Below are 18,693 nucleotides of genomic sequence, written 5' to 3' on the forward strand. Positions count from 1 at the left end.
ATCGAGCGCCAACGCACCCGCAATACCCTTTTCGCATCTGCCCAAAACAAAAAAGCGCGTTTCGACGCGACTCAAAAAGGTGGAACGCAGACATGGCATTTCTCCAACTCAACGCCTTGAGCAAACGCTACGGCGCCGTCGACGCGGTGGTCGCCACCGACCTTGCGGTGGAAAAAGGCGAGTTCGTTTCCCTGCTCGGCCCCTCGGGCTGCGGCAAGACCACCACCCTGCAAATGATCGCCGGCTTCGTCGACGTGAGCGGCGGGCAAATCCTGCTCGACGGCCGCGACATCACCCACGCCAAGCCCGCCAGCCGTGGCCTGGGCGTGGTGTTCCAAAGCTATGCGCTGTTCCCGCACATGAGTGTGCGCGACAACGTCGCCTTCGGCCTGAAGATGCGCAAAGTGCCGGCCGTGGAGATCGCCGCCAAGGTCAAGACCGTGCTCGACCTGGTGCGACTTGCCCCCCACGCAGAGCGCTACCCACGGGAGTTGTCCGGTGGCCAACGCCAGCGCGTGGCCCTGGCTCGCGCCCTGGTGATCGAACCGCCGGTACTGCTGCTGGATGAACCGCTGTCTAATCTGGACGCCAACCTGCGCGAAGAGATGCAGTTCGAGATCCGCCGCATCCAGTGCGCCGTGGGCATCACCACCTTGATGGTCACCCACGACCAGGCCGAAGCACTGTCCATCAGCGACCGCGTGGTGGTGATGCAGGCCGGGCGCGTGACCCAGATTGATGCGCCGTACACACTCTACGAGCACCCGCGCACCCGTTTCATCTCGGACTTCGTCGGCAAGGCCAACCTGTTGCCGGGCGACTACGACCAGCTGGGCACGCCGCAAGTCCGCCACGAAAGCGGCCACGGCGAGCTGACGCTGAGCCTGCGCCCGGAAAAAATCAGCCTGGTAGACGCAGGTTCGGGTCGCCTGCAAGGCACAGTGCTCGACCGCTACTTCTTCGGCAGCCAATGGCTGTACCGCGTCCACACCCCTCTCGGCGAAATCACCGTAGTGCGCAGCAACGATGGCAGCGCACCAATGGGCAACGGCACAGCGGTCGGCCTGGACTGGCAAGCCGGGCTGCTGCGGGTGCTGGCAGCGGATGAGGTGCACCCATGAGCCGGGGTTACTGGCTCTCGCTGCCGGCGCTGGTGCTGTTTGCCGGCCTGTTGCTCCTGCCGCTGTGCCTGACCCTGGTGCTGTCGTTCAACATGTTCGACTACCAGGTGGGCATAAAGGGAGATGAGTGGACCCTGGCCCATTACCTGGCGTTGTTCAGCGACTCATACTTTTACGAGATCTTCTGGCGCACCTTCTGGATCAGCGCGCTGGTGACCCTGCTGTGCGTGGTGATCGGCGTGCCCGAGGCCTACATCCTCAGTCGCATGGGCACGCCGTGGCGCTCGATCTTCCTGATCCTGATCCTCACGCCGCTGCTGATTTCGGTGGTGGTGCGCGCCTTCGGCTGGAGCCTGCTGCTCGGCGCCGACGGCCTGGTGAACCAGGTGATCCAGGCGCTCGGCGGGCGCCCGGTGAAGCTGCTGTACACCCCGTTCGCGGTGATTATCGCGCTGGTGCACGTGATGCTGCCGTTCATGATCATTCCGGTGTGGACCTCCCTGCAAAAGCTTGACCCATCGGCCGAACAGGCAGCCTTGTCGCTGGGGGCGAGCCAGGCCACGGTGATGCGCAAAATCGTGTTGCCCCAGGTCATGCCGGGGGTGTTGTCCGGCACCCTGATCGTGTTCGGCCTGGCCGCCAGCTCGTTTGCGATCCCCGGCCTGCTGGGCGGGCGGCGCCTGAAAATGGTCGCCACCGTGGTGTACGACCAATACCTCTCGGAACTCAACTGGCCCATGGGGGCGACCATCGCGGTGGTGCTGCTGTTGCTCAACCTGCTGATCATGCTGAGCTGGAACCGCATGCTCGAAAGCCGCTACAAAAAGTCCCTGGGGGTTTAAGCGCATGTCCAGAAACGGTCCTTTGGCCCTTGGTTTCCACAGTTTGGTGGTGCTGTTCATGATGGCGCCGCTGGTGGTGGTGTGCCTGGTGGCGTTCACGCCAGAGAACACCTTGAGCCTGCCCACCTCGGGCTTCTCATTGCGCTGGTTTCGCGCGGTGTTCGAGCGCGCCGATTTTATCCAGGCGTTCTACAACAGCCTGGTCCTGGCCTTTACCGCCGCCACGCTGGCGACGCTGATTGCGGTGCCGGCGGCGTTGGCGATCAGTCGCTATCAGTTCCTCGGCCGCGACTTTTTCAGCGCGCTGTTCCTGTCGCCGATCATCATCCCGCACCTGGTGCTGGGGGTGGCAATGCTGCGCCTGTTTGCACTGATGGGGGTCAACGGCAGTTTTACCTGGTTGATGCTCGCGCATGTGGTGATCATCACACCGTATGTGCTGCGCCTGGTATTGGCGGCGGCCATCGGCATTGATCGCAGCGCCGAACAGGCCGCCGAATCCCTCGGCGCCGGGCGTTTTACGCTGTTTCGCCAGATCACCCTGCCGATGATTCTGCCCGGCGTGGCCGGGGGCTGGTTGCTGGCGTTCATCAACAGTTTCGACGAAGTGACGCTGTCGATCTTTGTCAGCTCGCCGGCCACGCAAACCCTACCGGTGCGCATGTATGTGTACGCCACCGAGTCCATCGACCCGATGATGGCGGCGGTGTCGGCGCTGGTGATCGCGCTGACGGCGGCGACCATGATTCTGCTCGACCGCGTCTACGGCCTGGACCGCGTGCTGGTGGGAAAACATTGATGGCCTTGTTCAAACGATTAGCCGAAACCGAGCGCCCCGCCCTGGCCTTCACCCTCGACGGGCAAGCGGCCACCGGCTTGCTCGGCGACACCCTGCTGACCGCCGTGCTGACCTGCGCCGAGCACCTGCGCGGCAGCGACTTCAGCGCCGAACGCCGCGCCGGTTTCTGCCTGATGGGCGCCTGCCAGGATTGCTGGGTGCGGCTGGCGGATGGGCGCCGTGTGCGCGCCTGTTCGACGCTGCTCGAAGAAGGCCTAGCGATCAGCCGCGAACCGGGGCGCCAAGCATGAAGCCGGTCGTGATTGTGGGCGCCGGTCCAGCGGGAATCAGCGCGGCGCGCACCCTGCTCGACCATGGCATCCAGGCGTGCCTGGTGGATGAGAGCCTGCGCGGTGGTGGGCAGATCTATCGGCGCCAACCCCTGGGATTCCAGCGTACGGCCAAGCAGGTATACGGTTTTGAGGCGAGCAAGGCTGAAGCCGTGCACCGCACCCTGGACGAGTTGGCGCCGTTGATCGACTACCGGCCGGAAACCCTGGTGTGGAATGCCGAGGATGATCGTCTGGATATGCTCAATAACGGCCGTGCCGAGAGCGTCGAGTATTCGCGGATCATCGTCGCCACCGGCGCCACCGACCGCATCCTGCCTGTGCCGGGCTGGACCTTGCCCGGCGTCTACAGCCTGGGCGCGGCGCAGATCGCCTTGAAGTATCAGGGCTGCGCCATCGGCGAGCGCGTGGCGTTTTGTGGCAGCGGGCCGTTGCTGTACTTGGTTGCTTATCAATATGCCAAAGCGGGCGCCAAGGTGGTGGCGGTGCTCGACAGCGCGCCGTTCAGTGCGCAGTGCCGTGCGTTGCCGGCGCTGCTCGGGCAACCGGCGACCTTGGCCAAGGGCATGTATTACCGCGCCTGGCTGAGCGCCCATGGGGTGCCGGTGCATCAGGGCGCGACGCTGCAACAGATCGAGGGTGAACAGCGGGTCAGCGGTATTCGTTGGGATACGCAGGGGCTGGCCTGTGACGCCGTGGCCTTCGCCCATGCCCTGCGCAGCGAAACCCAGCTGGCGGATCTGCTCGGCTGTGAATTTGAATGGAATGCCTTGAACCGTGCCTGGTTGCCGCGACGGGACAGTGCTGGGCGCAGCAGCCGCGAAGGCGTGTACCTGGCAGGCGACGGCGCCGGGATCATGGGTGCGGATGCCGCACAGATGGCCGGTGAGCGGGCGGCGCTGGCGGTGCTGGAAGATGCGGGCGTGGCCATCGATCATCGCCGCCCCGCTGTGCTGGAGCAGCAACTGGCAGGCATCCAGCGCTTTCGCCAGGGTTTGGAAACGGCGTTCCCCTTCCCCGAAGACTGGGCGACGCAGGCAGCGGATGAATTGATTGTGTGCCGCTGTGAAGAAGTCAGTGTCGGCGATATACGCGCCGTGGTGGATGAAGGCCACTGGGAGATCAACCGGGTCAAGGCCCATTGCCGGGTCGGCATGGGGCGCTGCCAGGGCCGCATGTGCGGGCTGGCGGCGGCGGAAATAGTCGCCGAGCGCAGTGGGCGCGGGATTGAAAACGTCGGCCGCTTGCGTGGCCAGGCACCGATCAAGCCGCTGCCGTTTGGCGTGGAGGGGCAGCCATGATCGATGTCATCGTGTTGGGCGGCGGGATCGTCGGTGCTTCAGCGGCCTTGATGCTGGCGCAGAAAGGCCAGCGCGTGGCCCTGGTGGAGCGCGATTTTTGTGGCTCGCATTCCAGCGGGGTGAACTACGGCGGCGTCAGGCGCCAGGGTCGGCCGTTGCATCAGTTGCCGTTGTCGCAGCGCGCCCATCAGCTGTGGGCCGACTTGCCGGGGTTGATCGGTATCGATGGCGAATACGTGCGCTCCGGCCATTTGAAACTGGCACGCAGTCATGGGGATTTCGCCGCGTTGCAGGCGTATGCCGAGCACACCCGAGGCTTTGGCCTGGGCTTGCAGTTGCTCGATCACGCCGAACTGCGCGCACGTTTCCCCTGGGTCGGCGATATCGCGGTGGGCGCCTCACTGTGCCCCGAAGACGGCCACGCCAACCCGCGCCTGGTATCGCCTGCCTTCGCACGCGCCGCGCAACGCCTTGGCGCATCGGTATACGAGCAGGCCGACGTGGTGCGGATCGAACATGACAGCCGTCATTTCCACGTGCACTGCGCCAACGGCCTGCACCTGCAGGCCCCTTGGTTATTGAATTGCGCCGGCGCCTGGGCCGGCACCCTCGCCACGCAATTTGGCGAGCCGGTGCCGATCATGTCGGCGCACCCGGCCATGCTGGTCACCGAACCGCTGCCGGTGGTGATGAACGTCAGCACCGGTGTTGAAGGCGGCGGGATTTATGCGCGGCAGGTGGCCCGGGGCAATTGCATACTCGGCGGCGGTCGCGGCTTTGCCCTCGGGCCTAAACAGGCGCGTCCGGGGCAAGCGGCGGTGCTGGAGATCCTGCGCAATGCCGGCGAACTGTACCCGTTCCTCAAGGGTGCCCAGGCGATTCGCACCTGGAGCGGCACCGAAGGTTATCTACCCGATCATGAACCGGTGATCGGCCCCAGCAGCACCCAACCGGGCTTGCTCCACGGTTTCGGCTTTGCCGGCGCCGGGTTCCAGCTCGGTCCTGCGGTCGGTGAAGCCTTGGCAGAGATCGTCTGCAACGGGGCCAGCCGCCAACCCATCGAAGCGTTTTCCATCCGTCGTTTCCAAGCCTGAGAGGAAAAACATCCATGAACCCACGTATCGCGCTGTCCTGCCTGTCCCTCACGTTGCTCGCCTCCACCGCCCACGCCGCACCGACGCTGTACCTGGGCATGAACGGCGGCACCATGGAACGGGTGTACGCCGACAAGGTGTTGCCCGCGTTCGAGAAGGCCAATAACGTCAAGGTGGTGATCGTCCCCGGCACCTCGTCGGACATCCTCGCCAAGGTCCAGGCCAACAAAGACAACCCACAGATGCATGTGATGTTCCTCGACGACGGCATCATGTACCGCGCCATCTCCATGGGCCTGTGCGACAAACTGGCGCCAAGCCCGACCCTGGCGCAGATCCCGGACAAGGCGAAGATCAAGGACCAAGCCGTGGCCGTGACCCTGGGCGTCACCGGCCTGGGCTACAACGCCCGCATGTTCAAGGAAAAAGGCTGGGCCGCGCCGACCTCATGGATGGACCTGGCCGACCCACGGTTCAAGGAAAAAGTGGTGTTCCAATCCCTGGCCTCCTCCACCTTCGGCCTGCACGGTTTCCTGATGTTCAACCGCCTGCAGGGCGGCGACGAAACCAACGTGGAGCCCGGCTTCAAGGCCTGGCCAAAAACCGTCGGCCCCAACGTGCTGGAATACATCGCCAGCTCGGCGAAGATCTCCGAGATGGTGCAGACCGACGAAGCCGCGATCTTCCCCCTCACCCCGACCCAGGTCGCCACCCAGAAACTGCTCGGCGTGCCGATGGAATATGCACAGCCCAAGGAAGGCGCGGTGGTGCTCAACGTCGCCGAATGCGTGATTGCGCGCAATGACCAGCCGGAACTGGCGCAGAAACTCGCCGCCTTCCTGCTGACCGCCGAGGCCCAGGCCCCGGCACTGGAAGAAGGCGACCAGATCCCGTCGAACCCAACCACACCGACCACCGACAAGACCCGTGCACGGGTGGAAGCGATGCAGGGGTATTTGCAGACGGCGATTTCGATTGATTGGGACCAGGTGAACCAGGCGCGGCCGGAGTGGAATGCGCGGTGGAGTCGGTCGATTGAGCGGTAGGCTGGCATAGCGGTCACTCCCACGTGGTTGACGTGGGAGCTACGCTTATCTTGCCCTGCGCGCCTTGGCTTTGAGTTTATTGGAATATTTTTTATAGGTCGCTCTCACCGCATTCCGCTGAATGCGGATTTCAAACAATTTCTGCCGCATTTCTCGATGACGGTCAGTATTGATCACAAGTAACCCAAGGAGGGGAAACACCACCCCTAGAGAAAACGCCACGGTATGCGGGCGGTATTGAATCGTCGATATCACTAGCATCAGGCAGAAAGCGAAATAGCCCATTAACAAATTGGCGGCCCATGAGCGCCCTCTCGCAATCATAAAATTGGCAAATCCGAAAAAGAACGTCAGCAACAGTAGTCCCCAACCAGACAATTCAGTTCTCAATGGCTGGTCAAGCTCGCGCAAATAGGTTTCGTCAACAAGAACAGTCAGCATGGCTGTTGAAAAGATAGCCATGAATATAGTGCCCATGAAAACTGGAAAGTAACGAGTGAGAAAGCTAATAAGCGATTCATTCACTCTATAATCTCCTCGTACAAACCAATTACAATCGTCGCTGCACTTCCAACGTGACCATTTTGGTAACTTCCAGCCAAGCCCAAGCCCCCACCCAAAACATCTTTTAACTGAGTCAACGTGGCATGACGAATTTGGTCGGAACTGTAACTCTTCGGCAGTCCTCCAGCTCGCTGCTTTAGCTTGAGTATCTTAGTGGTCAAGCTAGGATCTCTCAGGGCCAACAGTTCATTAGTCAGTTTTTTTCGCTCTTGGCGTGTCAGACCTCTCAAGAGTTCATACCAACTTTTACCTAATGATTTCTTGCTGGCTTTGAGCAGTCGCACCGTAGTCAACGTACCCGCACCAATCCCTACAAGCGAAACGCCATCGAGTATCGGAGAAACAGTGTTGTACCAGTCGGAATCATCCATATGATCGTTTTCGGCCGGACGGTATTGTTCGTTGAAGGTTCTAACCGCACCAATCGCACATTGGGCAGAACTGGCAATTGCCGCGGAGACGCCCGCCGTAACGACAAAACTGCTGACCCCCGCTGTAAACGGAGTCGCCACCGAGCCACTCAGGACAACAATCCAACCTAACACTGCAGCCCCGCAAGACAAGGACGTATTGATGGCTTCGAATACAAGCTGCGACTCCCTCGGCTCATGCTCCAACCGCCGCACAAAATCCAACCGCGCCATCGACCTCGGCATCTCCCGCAAGATCACGCGCTTGGGCAACACACTGCAAATCGGCTGAAACTCACGCAACGTCACCGGCCACAACTGGGCGTCGAGGTAAACCACCCCTGCCCCGGCAATTGCAGGATCAGCGTCGATCACAGCAAACAGTCGACGCAGGTCAATGCTGCTTTCTACCCGCTCACGGGTGGTGAGGTGAGCCTTCGGGAAACCGTCCTTCAATAAGCTGGTGGCCATTCCTTTACTCCTGAATTCACAAGAGCGCAGAGCGTAAAGAATCAATATCTGCCAGGAATGTAGGAAGGTTTCCTTTTTTAAGACAGGCACTTCCCGATCTGGCCTCAGCGTCTTGTAGTCAATCCTGGGAATAGGAAAAGTACGCCCCGCGCCACCACCGGCGAACGATCAGAGAAGGAGCGAACATGGCGACCGATATGTTTTTGAAGCTGGGAGACATCAAGGGCGAGTCCAGGGACCAGGTGCATCGTGATGAAATCGATATCACCCGTTGGGGTTGGAGCCTGTCCCAATCCGGCTCCATGCATAGCGGTACGGGCGGCGGCGCGGGCAAGGTCAATATGGCGAATATCGCGATTGAGAAGACACTGGATAAATCCACCCCAAACCTGATGATGGCCTGTGCCACCGGCAAGCATTACCCCGAAGCACGCATTGTGGTGCGCAAGGCTGGAGGCGACAGCAGCGTGGAGTATCTGGTGATCACGTTGAAGGAGGTCATGGTTGCCACTTACGACACGCGTGCAGCGGCAACCAATGACGTACTGACGGAAGAAATCAGCCTTAACTTCGCCAAGGTGGAAGTCAGTTACCAGCCACAGAAAGCCGATGGCGGCAAGGATGGCGGGGCCATCCGGTTCGGCTGGAACATTCGCGAAAATATCAAGGTGTAGGCACGACAGGCAGCGCGCGCTTGTGCGCTGTCTTGCTATACGCCCCCTCGACAATCGCCCGTACCCGCTCACTCACTGGCTCACCCATCAGGTACGCATCGATCTCCTCGTACGTGCAGCCATAGGCATGCTCATCCAGCTTGCCCGGTGCGAGCTCTTCGAGGTCGGCAGTGGGTTGCTTGTGCACCAGGTTCGCCGGGGCGCCAAGGGCACTGGCCAGCAGGCGCACCTGGGTCTTGGTGAGGCCCGACAATGGCGCCAGGTCGCAGGCGCCGTCGCCGAATTTGGTGAAAAACCCCATCAATGCTTCGGCGCCGTGGTCGGTGCCGACCACCAGGCCGTTGTGCAGGTTGGCCACGGCGTACTGGGCGATCATGCGGGTGCGGGCCTTGACGTTGCCCTTGATGAAATCCACCTGCGAGGCACTGGCTTCGGTGGCGGTGAGGCTGGCCATCAGGCCGTCGACGCTGGCGGCGATGTTCAGGGTGTCGATGTGGTCCGGGGTGATGAAATCCAGCGAGGCCTGGGCGTCGCGCTCATCGGCTTGGGTCTTGTAGGGCAGGCGCATGGCGATAAAGCGCGCGGCGTAGTCCTCGGCCCGCAGTTGCTCCACCGCCAGTTGGCATAGTCGCCCGGCAGTGAGGGAATCGACGCCGCCGCTGATGCCCAGGACCAGGGCCTTGCAGCCTGACTGGCGCAAGGTGGTCTTGATGAAGTCGAGGCGCCGTTGGATTTCCTGGGCTTCACCGCCCTTCACCAATGTGCGATCGATATTGAGTTCCTGCGCGATACGTTCCTGCATGTCACACCTCCACGTTGCCGACATTGAATACCTTCGCTGCGTACTGCAAAAACGAGGGGTCTTCGCAGACGTTCTTCACCGGGTCATCGGAGAACTTCACCACCGGTTCGCCGTGTACGCGCACCAGCTTCATGACGATGCTCAGCGGCTCGACGCCTTCCACATCGCAAGCCAGGCTGGTGCCCATGCCGAAACCGAACTTGGCCTTGCCACGGATGTGCCGCAGGATCGGCAGGCATTTTTCGAAGTTCAGGCCGTCGGAGAACATCAGGTCCTTGGTCATCGGGTCGATACCCAGCTGTTTGTAGCGGGCCAGCACCTTGTCGGCCCAGGCGATGGGGTCACCGGAGTCCTGGCGCAGGCCGTCGTAGAGCTTGGCGAAGTACAGGTCGAAATCCTTGAGGAAAAAGTCGGTGCTGATGGTGTCGGTCAAGGCAATGCCCAGGCGGCCGCGGTATTCACGCACCCAGTTTTCCAGGCCGGCGTTCTGGCTTTCGCGCAACCGCCCCAGTTGCTGGTGCACCATCATCCACTGGTGCGCCATGGTCCCGATCAGCGGCAGGTCGAATTCGTAAGCCAGGTGCGCATTACTGGTGCCGACGAACTGGCCGGGGAAGTCGCGGCGCATGATGTCCACCACTTCGCGCTGGGCCTTGAACGACAGGCGCCGGCGAGTGGAAAAATCGGAGACGCGCAGGTCGGCCAACTCGTCGCGGCTGAGGTTTTTCTCCAGCCAGTCGAACTTCTGGTAGAGCTTGCGGGTGACGTCTTCCAGGGTCACGTCGGGGTATTTGGCGCGGTTGCGCAGCTCGCTGACCAGTGCCAGTAGCGGTTGCTCGAACATGATGCAGTGCAGCATCGGCCCGACCACGCGGATGTTCAGTTGGCCGTCGACTTCGCTGACGTGGATATAGCGCAGGTTGAAGCGGAACAGGCCGAGGAAGCGTTCGTAGTCGGGGGTCAGGTATTCGCGAAAGCGTGGGTTGAACAGAAAGCGCAACTCGCCCTCGCGCATCTGCAGGCCGGCCATGTTCTCAAGCTCGGCGCGCAACTCGGGGATCAGGTGGCCGAGCTTTTCCTTGGCGCGCACGATGAAGTTGTATTCCACATCGACATTCGGGTGCTGGTGCAACACCGCCTGCATCATGGTGAAGGTGTAGTAGTCGGTGTCGAGCAAGCCCTGGATCACCGGGGCTTCGTAGTCGTAGGCACTTTCCATGGTGTATCTCCTTAACGCGTGGCCATCGCGGCCAGTTCTTCGCGGGTGCTGCTGATGACGGCACCGGCCTTGAGCAACTCATTGACGGCCTGTACACCGCCCTCCTCACTGATCCCCCGGCACGCCGGCAGGTGCAGGACCACCTCCAGGCCGGCCTTGAGCAGTTGCAAGGCGGTGGTCTTGACGCAGTAGTCCAGGGCCAGGCCGCCGACGATCACGCGGCTGACGCCTTGGGCCTTGAGGTACTCGATCACGCCGGTGGAGAGTTTGTCGTGCAGGTCGTGGTAGCAGGCGCCATAGGGGTGCAGGTCGGGTTCGACGCCCTTCCAGATGAAGTAGTCGTAGTCATAGGGCGTGGGCAACTCGTCGAGCAAGGTAAAGCCTTCGGTGCCCGGCACGCAGTGGCTGACCCAGGTCACGTCGGCGTGGGCCAGGCCGGTGGGCTTGAGCATCTCGCTGTGTTGCGTGACCACCCAAGGTGCGTGCGGGGTGTGGGCGTCCTTGCTGCCGACGCGGTGGCCGGCGAGGCTGGCCATGTAGTTGAGTTCGGCACCGATCCGGTCACCGCCGGCCACCGGCAACTCGTTGGGGCACAGCGGCGTGAAGCTCTTCTGGGCATCGACGTCGAATGAAGCAAGGGCAGTTTTCGCAAGGGTCATGGCGGTTCTCCTGTGGCCTGGAAACAAAAGTACACGTCATGTACTTTCATTGCAAGAAACATTTATTTATCTATCCTGACGCAGGTACATGACATATCTGTTCGATCCGTTAGACTGTGCCCCACCGCTGTTCAGAAGGACGTCACATGCCCCTTAGCCCCTACCTCCATACCGTCGACCTGTGCGTGCTGTGCTACTGCCGCGCTGCCGGAGAACTCCAACTGCTGCTGAACAAACGCGAAGCCGAGCCCTTCGCCGGGCATTGGGCGCTGCCGGGCGTGGTGGTGAATGGCGGCGTGCAAGATCTGAGCCTCCAGGATGCGGTGGAACGCTTGCGCGTCAGTGACAAGGTCGGCCTGGAGCTGGCCTGGAGCGAGCAAGTGGGCACGGTGGGCGATGCGTTTCGCGATCCGCGTTGCTGGTCGTCGTCCACGTACTACCTGGCGATCGTCGCGCATGAGGTGGCGCCGAGGGAGCATCAAGGCTGGTTCGCGCTGAAGGCGGTGGCTGATGGCAGCATCAAGTTGCCGTTCGATCACAACAGCATCGTCGCGGCTGTGCAGGAACGGCTGTTTTCCAAGTCGCTGTACAGCAACTTGCCGCTGATGTTCCTGGGCAATGAATTCAGCGCGCCGGAGGCGACCACGATCTTTTCCCTGGTGCTGGAGCGGCCGGTGCTCAAGACCAGTATTCGCCAGCGCCTGTTGAAGCTGACGGAGGCGGGATATTTGCGCGAGACGGGGCGCAAGAAGCAGGGTGAAGGCGGCAGGCCCCAGGCGACGGTGGAGAACCTGAAGCCTGGGGCGGTTTACTTCTTTGATCGCAGTTTTGCCGATTAGGCACCCTTTTCAAGAACGATGACCTTCAAATGTGGGAGGGGGCTTGCTCCCGATAGCGGTGTGACAGTCAGCAAATAGAGTGACTGATCCACCGCCATCGGGGGCAAGCCCCCTCCCACATTTTGAGCGGTGTATGGATTAGTTCATCCAATTACCGCCATCCACGTTATAGGTTTGCGCCACTACGTAGTCAGCCTCTTTGGACGCCAGGAAGATCGCCATCCCGGTCAAATCCTGCGCCGTCCCCATCCGCCCAAACGGCACCTCGGCCCCCACTCGCCGCTTCTTCTCGCCAGGTGCCAGCCCTTCATGCCTGGCGAACAGCGCATCCACCCCGTCCCAATGCTCGCCATCCACCACACCCGGCGCGATGGCGTTGACGTTGATGCCCTGCTTGATCAGGTTGAGCCCCGCCGATTGTGTGAGGCTGATCACTGCCGCCTTGGTCGCGCAGTAGATCGCCACCAACGGCTCGCCACGCCGCCCGGCCTGGCTGGCCATGTTGATGATCTTGCCGCCATGGCCCTGGCGAATCATCTGCCGCGCGGCGGCCTGCAGGGTGAACAGCGTGCCGGCGACGTTGATCGAGAACAGCCGATCAAAGCTGTCGCGGGTGATATCGACGATGGGCGCCAGATCGAACAACGCCGCGTTGTTGACCAGGATGTCGAGCTTGCCGACCTGGGCGACCACGGCGGCAATCGCGCTGTCGATGGAAGCCTGGTCGGTGACGTCCATCGCCACCGCGTAGGCCTGCGGGCCAAGTTCGGCGGCGGTGTCCCGGGCCCGCTGCAGGTTGATGTCGGCGATGGCGACGGTCGCGCCTTCATGGATATAGGCCTGGGCAAACGCGCGGCCAATCCCGCGCGCCGAGCCGGTGATCAGCGCGCTCTTACCTTCGAGTCGTTTCATAAGGCATCTGTCCTTTGAAGATTATTTGGGATAGCCGGCGCGTTTCATTTCGCGCTCGGTGGTGGACTGCGCCTGGAGCAACGCCTGCTCGACCGACATGCCCCCCGTCAGCGCCGCCGAGAACAGTTTGCCGACGGACGTGCCGATGGCCTGGAACTCGGGAATGGTCACGTACTGGATGCCCACGTACGGCACGGGTTTGGCCGACGGGTGCGCGGGGTCGGCATGCCGCATCATCTCCAGGGTCACCTGGGCAAACGGTGCAGCCTGGAGGTACGCCGCGTTGTAGGTGGACTGGCGGGTGCCAGGCGGTACGTTGGTGATGCCTTCTTTATCGGCGACCAGCTGGATGTAGTCCTTGGACGTGGCCCAGGCGATGAAGGCCTTGGCGGCGCCCTTGTGTTGGGAGGTGGCCGGGATTGCCAGTGACCAGGCGTACAGCCAGGAGGATCCCTTGTCGGTGACTTCGGTGGGGGCCGCGGCGAAGCCTACGCTGTCGGCGACTTTGCTCTGGCTCTTGTCGGTGGTGAAGGAGCCGGCGACGCTGGCATCGACCCAGATCGCGCACTTGCCGCTGTTGAACAGCGCCAGGGTTTCGTTGAAGCCGTTGCTGGACACGCCGGGCGGGCCGTATTGCTTGAGGGTGTTGACGTAGAAGTTGGCGGCGGCGGTCCACTCGGGACTGGTCAACTCAGGCTTCCACTGCTCATCGAACCAACGCGCACCGAAGGCGTTGGCCATGGTGCTCAGCAGCGCGATGTTCTCTCCCCAACCGGCCTTGCCGCGCAGGCACATGCCGTACTGGCCGTTGTTCTTGTCGGTGAGCTTGGCGGCGAATTCACCGAGCTGGGTCCAGGTCGGATGCGCGGGCATGCTCAGACCGGCCTGCTTGAACAGGTCGGTGCGGTAGTAGGTGACGGTGCTTTCCCCGTAGAACGGCAAGGCATACAGGGTGTCGTTGACCGACAGGCCCTGGCGGACCGAGGGGAAGATATCGTCGGCGTCGTAATCGGCCGGCAGTTGGGTCAGCGGTTCCAGCCAGTGCTTGGCGCCCCACAGCGGGGTTTCGTAGGTGCCGATGGTGAGCACGTCAAACTGGCCGCCCTGGGTGGCGATATCGGTGGTGAGGCGCTGGCGCAGCACGTTTTCTTCCAGCACCACCCAGTTGAGCCGGATGTCCGGGTGCTGCTGCTCGAACACCTTGGAGAGGCGTTGCATGCGGATCATGTCGCTGTTATTGACGGTAGCGATGGTCACGGTATCGGCAGCCTGGCCCGGCATGGCCAAGGCCAGGCCGGAAAGCAGGAACAACGCTTGCGGAATCTTGGACATAGCGGTTTCCACCTGTTGTTTTTGTTGTTGAGGGCCGATTACAGCAGCTTGGGCCAGGCCCTCACAAACGCCTGGGGTATGCCTGGCTGATACTTTTTTAACCGCTGCATAGGGCGCAAAAAAGTATCAGTGCCGGGCGAAACCGGGGGTAGCGCAGGTAGTGCCACCCGCGTATTTTGAGGCGACTGCACCCATAGAAGAGGCATCACCATGCCCGTCAGTCGCGCCAAGCTGTTCGAACACCGCCCCGCCGAGCTTGAGGTGATCCTGCCCGAGCCGCAGCACTGCTTTCGCTGGTTCGAGCACGACTACCCTTACGATCTGGCGCGCTGGAACTACCATCCCGAATTCGAAATCCACCTGATTCGCCAGGGCTGCGGCAAGTTGGTGGCGGGCGACTATATCGGTGCGTTCAGTGCCGGGCATGTGGCGCTGATCGGCCCCGACCTGCCCCACGACTGGATCGGCGAACTGGCGCCCGGCGAACACCTGGCCGGCCGTGACGTGGTGCTGCAATTCGACGGCGCCGCCCTCCTCGCCCTGCGCAACACCCTGCCGGAACTCGGCGACTTGCACGCGCTGTTCGAACAGGCCCGGCGCGGCCTGGAGTTCAGCGGCGACACCGCCGTGCAGGCCGCACGCTTGATGGAGGCCATCGGCAACGCCCACGGCCTGCAACGGCTGATCCTGTTCCTGCAACTGCTCGACTGCCTGAAAAACGCCCCGGCGCAGCAGGTAAAGGCCCTGGCCAGCCCCTGTTACGCCCCGACCCTGGACGCCCGCAGCGCCGAGCGCATCAACAAGGCCTTCGACTACCTGATGCGCGAACTCACCGGCGACCTGCGCCTGTCAGTGATCGCCCAGCAGCTGGACATGAGCGAACCGGGCTTCTCACGTTTCTTCAAGCGCAACACGGGCCATGGGTTTATCGACCTGATGCGCAAATTCCGCGTGCAACGCGCCTGTCGGTTACTGCTGCAAAGCGAGATGTCGGTGGCGGATATCTGTTTTGAAGTGGGCTACGCCAACCTGTCCAACTTCAACCGGCACTTCCGGATCGAGATGCACCAGACGCCCAGTGAATATCGCCGCGAACCGCCGATACACCTGTTCAACCCCATCGAGAAAATGACACCCAGTCATTTCTGATCAAAAGGTCGAGTAATTCTGCTTTTTTCCATGACATTCAAGCCATTAAGCAAAGTTGGTACAGCCTGTGCAGCCGTTTGCGGTACGAACTTGACCGCCAAGTTCACCACGACCCGAAGAATCGGGTTCAAACCGCGTACGAATAGGGATTTTCAATGCTCTCCACCTCAAGGCCCCGTGCCTGCTTTGGTGTTTCCTTGCTACTGGCCGCCGTAACGGGAGTACTCAGCCCGCCCATTTTGGCGCAGGAAAAACCCGTGGATGACTCAGCACAGGGCGAAACCCTGAGCCCTGAGGCCAGCCCGGCGAAAAAAGGCGTCTATCTGTCGGAATGGTTCAACCAGGACCTGACGCTGATCGGCAGTAAAGACATCAGCTTCGGCCCCAAGCCCCAGGATGATGTGTACCTGGAATACGAGTACTTCGGCCGCAAGGGGCCCTTCGAGTTGTACGGCTACATCGACGTGCCGAAGATCCTCGGCATCGGCAACAGTAACGACAAAGGCGCGTGGGACCATGGCTCGCCGGTGTTCATGGAGCACGAGCCGCGTATCTCCATCGACTACCTGGCCGGACGCAGCCTGGCCATCGGCCCGTTCAAGGAATGGTATGTGGCGTTCGACTGGATCTACGACCACGGCAGCAATAAGGCCAACCGCGCCAACACCCTGTACAGCGGCCTCGGTACGGACATCGACACCCATTCGCGAGTCAACTTGTCGGCGAACTTCTACGGGCGTTACCAGTGGGAAAACTACGGCGCCAGCAATGAGTATTCCTGGGATGGCTACCGCGCACAGATGAAATACATCGTGCCCATCGGCAAGTTCGATAACGGTGCGTCGCTGACCTATATCGGTTTCACCAACTACGATTTCGGCTCGGGCCTGCACAAGGACAACCCGGCGCGCACCGCCAACGCCCTGGTGGCGACCAACGTGCTGCTGTATTCCTTCACCCACCTGCGCTTCACCCTGGTCGGTCGTTATTTTCATAACGGCGGCAACTGGGAAGATGGCAGTGAGTTGAACTTCGGCGAGGGTAACTTCCGCGCCCGCTCCGACGGCTGGGGTTATTACGCCGGCGTGGGCTACCAATTCTGATCAAGGAGTATTAGATGAATACGTTTACCCGTCTCTCCATGGCCGTAGGCCTGGCGCTGCTACCCCATGTGGTGCTGGCTGATTCTGCTGCCCCCATCAGGCCCAAGGTGATGCTGATCACCATGTTCGCCCCCGAGGCGCAAACCTGGATCGACCGCCTGGAACTCAAGCAGGAAGTGCGCGTGCCCGGCCTGTCTGCCGAATACCCGGTGATCCGCTGCAACACCCGGGACGTGTGCCTGCTGGTGACCGGCATGGGCCAGACCAACGCCGCCGCGTCCACCCTGGCCCTGGCGTTGTCGCCCAAGTTCGACCTGCGCCAGAGCTATTTCCTGATCGCCGGGATTGCCGGGATCAGCCCGAAACACGGCACCATCGGCACTGCCGCCTGGGCCCACTACCTGGTGGAGTTCGGCACCCAGTGGGAGCTGGATTCGCGGGATGCGCCCAAGGATTGGCCGACCGGCTACCTTGGCATCAACACCAAGGGGCCCAACGAAAAGCCGCCGCTGGACTACAAGACCGAAGTGTTTGAGCTGAACCCCAAGCTGCAGGCCAAGGCGTTCGCCCTGTCGCACACCGTCGAACTTACGGAAAGCAAAGAGTCCGCCGCCTGGCGCAAACACTACCCCGCCGCCCCCGCCAACCAGCCGCCGCGAGTCACCCGCTGCGACACCCTGGCGGGCAACACCTGGTTCTCCGGTACGCGCCTGAGCGAACGCGCCGAGGTGTGGACCAAGCTGCTCACGGATAACAAAGGCGAGTACTGCACCACCCAACAGGAAGACAACTCCACCTACGAAGCCTTGCTGCGCGCCAGCCGCGAGGGGTTGGTGGACATCCAGCGCCTGGCCGTCGTACGTGCCGGTTCGGACTTCGACCGCCCATACCCCGGCTACAGCGAAGTCGACAACCTGCTCAAGTACGCCGACCAGGGCGGGTTCGTACCGGCGCTGGAAAACCTGTACCGCACGGGGAACCCGCTGGTACAGGCGATCCTCAAGAACTGGCAGGCGTGGGAAAAAGGCGTCCCAGAAGCCTAGTGCGGAGCGACATGGGTCAAGGCAGCAAGATGATCTTGTCCGCACTGCCTTGATTCACGTCCTCATAGCACTGCACCCCATCGGCCAGCGCCACCTCACGCAGGCCGGTGGGCAGCGGCAACAAGCCTTCGTCGAAAAAACGTCCGAACTGCTCCAGCATCACCGCGCACTGCTCACAGTTGTAGAGCAATGAATTGATCCCCACCACCGAGCCGCCCTTGCGATACAGGGCCAGGGCCGGCAGTTGTACGTGACCGTCCACCGGCGCGGCAATGATCGCGATGCGACCGAACGGCGCCAGGCCTGCCACGGCCGCCGGCAGCCAGAAACCGGTGGTGTCGAAGATCACATCGGCGCCGCCCTTGAACACCGCATTCACCTGCGCGCCCAGCGCTTCGGGCTTGCCCAACGCAATCGCGTCGAACCCTTGCGCCTGCAATACCTCGACCTGGTCAGCCTTGCGCACCGCCGCCAACACCTGGGCACCCAGAACCCTCCCCAAGGCTAATGCCGCGCTGCCCACCGCCCCATTGGCGCCGATCACCAGCAAGCGCGTGCCTTTGCCCACGCCACTGCGCTGCAGCGCATCCCAGGCCGTGGTGTAGGGCACACCCAGGCTGCCGGCCTGGGCAAAACTCAGGTGGGCAGGTTTATGCGCCACGCCTTTGGCCGACACGGTGAGGTATTGGGCGTGGGAACCGTCGGCGAAAAAGCCCAGGTCGCGACCGGTGCCCCAGACCTCCTGCCCCACCAGCGCCTGGGGCCCCTGCACGACCACGCCGGCGAAGTCGCGGCCAGGTATGCGCGGCACGGTGGTGTAGGGGAAACGCCCGAGTACGTTCTTCACGTCACTGGGGTTGAGGCCCGCCGCCTTGATCTGTACCAGCACTTCATCGGCGGCCGGTACCGGCGTGGCGACGTCGACGAAGCTCAGGGCGCCGAGGTCGCCAGTAGCGGAAAATTGCAGTGCTTTCATTGCCAGTA

Annotated in this window: 20 protein-coding genes; 12 read left to right on the top strand and 8 right to left on the bottom strand. The window is 62.0% G+C overall.

Annotated features, from left to right (window positions below; all coding sequences use genetic code 11):
• Nucleotides 1-92 precede the first annotated feature (92 nt).
• From AC07OT_RS15165 to AC07OT_RS15195, 7 genes are read left to right on the top strand one after another with little or no spacing between them, the layout of a single operon-like run.
• Nucleotides 93-1,121, top strand: coding sequence for an ABC transporter ATP-binding protein (locus AC07OT_RS15165; protein WP_065939768.1), 1,029 nt, complete (start codon nucleotides 93-95; stop codon nucleotides 1,119-1,121).
• The gene (locus AC07OT_RS15170; RefSeq protein WP_495108395.1) at nucleotides 1,118-1,963 is read left to right on the top strand and encodes an ABC transporter permease; all 846 of its coding nucleotides are present in this window, start codon (nucleotides 1,118-1,120) and stop codon (nucleotides 1,961-1,963) included. Before AC07OT_RS15165 ends, AC07OT_RS15170 begins: the two co-directional genes overlap by 4 nt.
• A gap of 4 nt (nucleotides 1,964-1,967) precedes the next feature.
• Nucleotides 1,968-2,762 (top strand): ABC transporter permease, encoded by a 795-nt coding sequence (locus tag AC07OT_RS15175; RefSeq protein WP_495108396.1) that lies wholly within the window; start codon nucleotides 1,968-1,970, stop codon nucleotides 2,760-2,762.
• Nucleotides 2,762-3,052 carry a (2Fe-2S)-binding protein gene (locus AC07OT_RS15180; protein ID WP_065939771.1) on the top strand — a complete coding sequence of 97 codons (291 nt, stop codon included), beginning with the start codon at nucleotides 2,762-2,764 and terminating at the stop codon, nucleotides 3,050-3,052. Before AC07OT_RS15175 ends, AC07OT_RS15180 begins: the two co-directional genes overlap by 1 nt.
• On the top strand, nucleotides 3,049-4,392 hold the full coding sequence (locus AC07OT_RS15185; RefSeq protein WP_495108397.1) for an FAD/NAD(P)-dependent oxidoreductase: 1,344 nt from the start codon (nucleotides 3,049-3,051) through the stop codon (nucleotides 4,390-4,392). The genes AC07OT_RS15180 and AC07OT_RS15185 overlap by 4 nt, the downstream gene beginning before the upstream one ends.
• The gene (locus AC07OT_RS15190; protein WP_495108398.1) at nucleotides 4,389-5,486 is read left to right on the top strand and encodes an NAD(P)/FAD-dependent oxidoreductase; all 1,098 of its coding nucleotides are present in this window, start codon (nucleotides 4,389-4,391) and stop codon (nucleotides 5,484-5,486) included. The genes AC07OT_RS15185 and AC07OT_RS15190 overlap by 4 nt, the downstream gene beginning before the upstream one ends.
• Nucleotides 5,487-5,500: 14 nt before the next feature.
• Nucleotides 5,501-6,532, top strand: a complete 1,032-nt coding sequence (locus AC07OT_RS15195) for an ABC transporter substrate-binding protein (protein ID WP_115489123.1) — start codon at nucleotides 5,501-5,503, stop codon at nucleotides 6,530-6,532.
• A gap of 45 nt (nucleotides 6,533-6,577) precedes the next feature.
• On the opposite strand, the gene AC07OT_RS15200 is transcribed toward AC07OT_RS15195, so the two are convergent.
• Together AC07OT_RS15200 and ssp4 are read right to left on the bottom strand one after the other, a co-directional pair.
• A complete protein-coding gene (locus AC07OT_RS15200; protein WP_319804785.1) occupies nucleotides 6,578-7,057 on the bottom strand; it encodes a hypothetical protein in 480 nt (159 codons plus the stop codon).
• A complete protein-coding gene (gene ssp4, locus AC07OT_RS15205; RefSeq protein WP_495108399.1) occupies nucleotides 7,054-7,977 on the bottom strand; it encodes an Ssp4 family T6SS effector in 924 nt (307 codons plus the stop codon). The genes AC07OT_RS15200 and ssp4 overlap by 4 nt, the downstream gene beginning before the upstream one ends.
• Before the next feature lie 185 nt (nucleotides 7,978-8,162).
• Here ssp4 and AC07OT_RS15210 point away from each other — a divergent pair, with 185 nt between their 5' ends.
• Nucleotides 8,163-8,651, top strand: coding sequence for an Hcp family type VI secretion system effector (locus AC07OT_RS15210; RefSeq protein WP_027607498.1), 489 nt, complete (start codon nucleotides 8,163-8,165; stop codon nucleotides 8,649-8,651).
• Here the strand turns inward: AC07OT_RS15210 and nadE are convergent.
• Genes nadE through AC07OT_RS15225 form a run of 3 tightly spaced genes read right to left on the bottom strand, consistent with a single transcriptional unit; the run spans nucleotide 8,641 to nucleotide 11,331 of the window.
• Nucleotides 8,641-9,453, bottom strand: coding sequence for an NAD(+) synthase (nadE, locus tag AC07OT_RS15215; RefSeq protein ID WP_495108400.1), 813 nt, complete (start codon nucleotides 9,451-9,453; stop codon nucleotides 8,641-8,643). The genes AC07OT_RS15210 and nadE overlap by 11 nt on opposite strands.
• A gap of 1 nt (nucleotide 9,454) precedes the next feature.
• On the bottom strand, nucleotides 9,455-10,672 hold the full coding sequence (gene pncB, locus AC07OT_RS15220) for a nicotinate phosphoribosyltransferase (protein ID WP_495108401.1): 1,218 nt from the start codon (nucleotides 10,670-10,672) through the stop codon (nucleotides 9,455-9,457).
• 11 nt (nucleotides 10,673-10,683) lie between these two features.
• Complete coding sequence (locus AC07OT_RS15225; RefSeq protein WP_495108402.1) at nucleotides 10,684-11,331, bottom strand: nicotinamidase; 648 nt, start codon at nucleotides 11,329-11,331, stop codon at nucleotides 10,684-10,686.
• Between the two features lie 146 nt (nucleotides 11,332-11,477).
• Between AC07OT_RS15225 and AC07OT_RS15230 the strand changes: the two genes are divergently transcribed.
• Complete coding sequence (locus AC07OT_RS15230) at nucleotides 11,478-12,170, top strand: NUDIX hydrolase (protein WP_495108403.1); 693 nt, start codon at nucleotides 11,478-11,480, stop codon at nucleotides 12,168-12,170.
• A gap of 138 nt (nucleotides 12,171-12,308) precedes the next feature.
• Here the strand turns inward: AC07OT_RS15230 and AC07OT_RS15235 are convergent, their stop codons facing one another.
• Together AC07OT_RS15235 and AC07OT_RS15240 are read right to left on the bottom strand one after the other, a co-directional pair.
• Nucleotides 12,309-13,082 carry an L-iditol 2-dehydrogenase gene (locus tag AC07OT_RS15235; protein ID WP_495108404.1) on the bottom strand — a complete coding sequence of 258 codons (774 nt, stop codon included), beginning with the start codon at nucleotides 13,080-13,082 and terminating at the stop codon, nucleotides 12,309-12,311.
• 21 nt (nucleotides 13,083-13,103) lie between these two features.
• Nucleotides 13,104-14,414, bottom strand: a complete 1,311-nt coding sequence (locus AC07OT_RS15240) for an ABC transporter substrate-binding protein (RefSeq protein ID WP_495108405.1) — start codon at nucleotides 14,412-14,414, stop codon at nucleotides 13,104-13,106.
• Nucleotides 14,415-14,624: 210 nt separating this feature from the next.
• Between AC07OT_RS15240 and AC07OT_RS15245 the strand changes: the two genes are divergently transcribed.
• The 3 genes from AC07OT_RS15245 to AC07OT_RS15255 all read left to right on the top strand — a co-directional run bounded on the left by AC07OT_RS15245 (nucleotide 14,625) and on the right by AC07OT_RS15255 (nucleotide 17,709).
• Nucleotides 14,625-15,563: a helix-turn-helix domain-containing protein gene (locus AC07OT_RS15245; protein WP_495108406.1), complete on the top strand. Its 939-nt coding sequence runs from the start codon at nucleotides 14,625-14,627 to the stop codon at nucleotides 15,561-15,563.
• 155 nt (nucleotides 15,564-15,718) lie between these two features.
• Entirely contained in the window at nucleotides 15,719-16,666 is a 948-nt protein-coding gene (locus AC07OT_RS15250) for a nucleoside-specific channel-forming protein Tsx (RefSeq protein ID WP_495108407.1), read from the top strand.
• A gap of 14 nt (nucleotides 16,667-16,680) precedes the next feature.
• A complete protein-coding gene (locus tag AC07OT_RS15255; RefSeq protein WP_495108408.1) occupies nucleotides 16,681-17,709 on the top strand; it encodes a purine-nucleoside phosphorylase in 1,029 nt (342 codons plus the stop codon).
• A gap of 16 nt (nucleotides 17,710-17,725) precedes the next feature.
• Here the strand turns inward: AC07OT_RS15255 and AC07OT_RS15260 are convergent, their stop codons facing one another.
• A complete protein-coding gene (locus AC07OT_RS15260) occupies nucleotides 17,726-18,685 on the bottom strand; it encodes a quinone oxidoreductase family protein (protein ID WP_495108409.1) in 960 nt (319 codons plus the stop codon).
• Nucleotides 18,686-18,693: the final 8 nt, after the last annotated feature.

It is taken from the genome of Pseudomonas sp. GW821-FHT09C10, assembly GCF_059418085.1.

Excerpts from the sequence above, each read along its gene's own strand:
- AC07OT_RS15165 (WP_065939768.1), top strand. The coding sequence starts at position 93 with ATGGCATTTCTCCAACTCAACGCCTTGAGCAAACGCTACGGCGCCGTC.
- AC07OT_RS15170 (WP_495108395.1), top strand. The coding sequence starts at position 1,118 with ATGAGCCGGGGTTACTGGCTCTCGCTGCCGGCGCTGGTGCTGTTTGCC.
- AC07OT_RS15175 (WP_495108396.1), top strand. The coding sequence starts at position 1,968 with ATGTCCAGAAACGGTCCTTTGGCCCTTGGTTTCCACAGTTTGGTGGTG.
- AC07OT_RS15180 (WP_065939771.1), top strand. The coding sequence starts at position 2,762 with ATGGCCTTGTTCAAACGATTAGCCGAAACCGAGCGCCCCGCCCTGGCC.
- AC07OT_RS15185 (WP_495108397.1), top strand. The coding sequence starts at position 3,049 with ATGAAGCCGGTCGTGATTGTGGGCGCCGGTCCAGCGGGAATCAGCGCG.
- AC07OT_RS15190 (WP_495108398.1), top strand. The coding sequence starts at position 4,389 with ATGATCGATGTCATCGTGTTGGGCGGCGGGATCGTCGGTGCTTCAGCG.
- AC07OT_RS15195 (WP_115489123.1), top strand. The coding sequence starts at position 5,501 with ATGAACCCACGTATCGCGCTGTCCTGCCTGTCCCTCACGTTGCTCGCC.
- ssp4 (WP_495108399.1), bottom strand. The coding sequence starts at position 7,977 with ATGGCCACCAGCTTATTGAAGGACGGTTTCCCGAAGGCTCACCTCACC.
- AC07OT_RS15210 (WP_027607498.1), top strand. The coding sequence starts at position 8,163 with ATGGCGACCGATATGTTTTTGAAGCTGGGAGACATCAAGGGCGAGTCC.
- nadE (WP_495108400.1), bottom strand. The coding sequence starts at position 9,453 with ATGCAGGAACGTATCGCGCAGGAACTCAATATCGATCGCACATTGGTG.
- pncB (WP_495108401.1), bottom strand. The coding sequence starts at position 10,672 with ATGGAAAGTGCCTACGACTACGAAGCCCCGGTGATCCAGGGCTTGCTC.
- AC07OT_RS15225 (WP_495108402.1), bottom strand. The coding sequence starts at position 11,331 with ATGACCCTTGCGAAAACTGCCCTTGCTTCATTCGACGTCGATGCCCAG.
- AC07OT_RS15230 (WP_495108403.1), top strand. The coding sequence starts at position 11,478 with ATGCCCCTTAGCCCCTACCTCCATACCGTCGACCTGTGCGTGCTGTGC.
- AC07OT_RS15235 (WP_495108404.1), bottom strand. The coding sequence starts at position 13,082 with ATGAAACGACTCGAAGGTAAGAGCGCGCTGATCACCGGCTCGGCGCGC.
- AC07OT_RS15240 (WP_495108405.1), bottom strand. The coding sequence starts at position 14,414 with ATGTCCAAGATTCCGCAAGCGTTGTTCCTGCTTTCCGGCCTGGCCTTG.
- AC07OT_RS15245 (WP_495108406.1), top strand. The coding sequence starts at position 14,625 with ATGCCCGTCAGTCGCGCCAAGCTGTTCGAACACCGCCCCGCCGAGCTT.
- AC07OT_RS15250 (WP_495108407.1), top strand. The coding sequence starts at position 15,719 with ATGCTCTCCACCTCAAGGCCCCGTGCCTGCTTTGGTGTTTCCTTGCTA.
- AC07OT_RS15255 (WP_495108408.1), top strand. The coding sequence starts at position 16,681 with ATGAATACGTTTACCCGTCTCTCCATGGCCGTAGGCCTGGCGCTGCTA.
- AC07OT_RS15260 (WP_495108409.1), bottom strand. The coding sequence starts at position 18,685 with ATGAAAGCACTGCAATTTTCCGCTACTGGCGACCTCGGCGCCCTGAGC.